General features: G+C 66.3%; 2 protein-coding genes. Both read left to right on the top strand.

Features of this window, described 5'->3' with window-relative positions:
• Positions 1 to 880: FecCD family ABC transporter permease (locus AC3B8H_RS21315; protein WP_488443509.1), on the top strand; the 880-nt coding region annotated here is incomplete at its 5' end.
• Position 881: 1 nt separating this feature from the next.
• The coding region (locus AC3B8H_RS21320) for an ATP-binding cassette domain-containing protein (RefSeq protein ID WP_488443510.1) at positions 882 to 1441 on the top strand (560 nt) is incomplete at its 3' end.

Genomic DNA, 1441 nt, shown 5'->3' on the forward strand with positions numbered 1-1441 from the left:
ACAACAAGCCGTATTGCTGGCGATTCGGGCGCCGCGCCTGGTGTTGGGGCTGCTGGTCGGCGGCGCACTGGCCATCTCCGGCGCGGCGATGCAGGGTTTGTTCCGCAACCCCTTGGCCGATCCGGCCTTGATCGGCATTTCCAGCGGCGCGGCCTTGGCCGCGGTGGCGGTCATCGTGCTGCAGCACAGCCTGTTTTCGGGGCTCGGCTCTTGGCTGGGCCATTACTTGCTGCCGTTGGCGGCGATTACCGGCGGCTTCGCGGTCAGTTGGCTGGTGTACCGGCTGGCCGACGCCGGCGACCGGCTGGACATCGGCTCACTGTTGCTGGCCGGCATCGCCATCAACGCGCTGGCCGGCTCGGCCACCGGTTTGCTGGTGTATCTGGCCGACGACGATCAATTGCGCACGTTGACCTTTTGGAGCATGGGCAGCCTGAACGGCGGCGGTTGGGATAGCGTGGCATTGGGCGCGCCGTTCCTGCTGGCGAATCTGCTAGTGCTGCCTTGGCTGGCCGACGCGCTGAACGCGCTACTGTTGGGCGAGGCGGAAGCCGGCCATCTGGGCTTTCCGGTCGAACGCATCAAGACCGCCATCGTCGCGCTGGTGGCGCTGGGCGTCGGTACCGGGGTGGCACTGACCGGCGTGATCGGCTTCGTCGGTTTAGTGGTGCCGCATTTGCTGCGACTGGCCTTCGGTCCGGACCACCGCTGGCTGCTGCCGGGCTCGGGTTTGCTGGGCGCGCTGCTGCTGATCTGCGCGGATTATCTGGCCCGCGCCTTGGCCGCGCCCGCCGAAATCCCGATCGGCATCGTCACCGGCGTGTTGGGCAGCCCCTTTTTCGTCTGGCTGCTGCTTCGGCGGAAAGTCCTGGGGCATTGAGATGCTGAGCGCTCAAGCGTTGACGGTGCGCATCGGCGCGAACACCTTGTTGGATGGCGTCAGCCTGACCTTGAATCCGGGCGAGGTGCTGGCGGTGATCGGCCCCAACGGCGCCGGCAAATCAACGCTGCTACGGGCGTTGAGCGGCGAGTTGATGCCTTTCGCCGGCCAGGTGCTGATGAACGGCCGGCCGTTGGCGGCATGGCTTCCCCGCCAGGCCGCCCGAATGCGCGGGGTGCTGCCGCAAAGCTCGGCGCTGGCCTTCCGCTTTTCGGTACTGGACGTGGTGTCGATGGGACGCGGTCCCTATCGAAAAACCCATACCCAGGCGCAAAATCGGGCGATTGCCGAACAAGCGCTGGCCCTGACCGACACCGCCGAACTGGCCGCGCGCATTTACACCACCTTGTCCGGCGGCGAGCGCCAACGTGTGCAACTGGCCAGGGTGCTGGCGCAAATCTGGGAACCGCAAGGTCCGTTGCATCGTTATTTGCTGCTGGACGAGCCGACTTCGGCGCTGGACTTGACTCACCAGCACGCGGTACTGGCCATTGCCCGCCA

It is taken from the genome of Methylomonas sp. BG-2 (genome assembly GCF_057766305.1).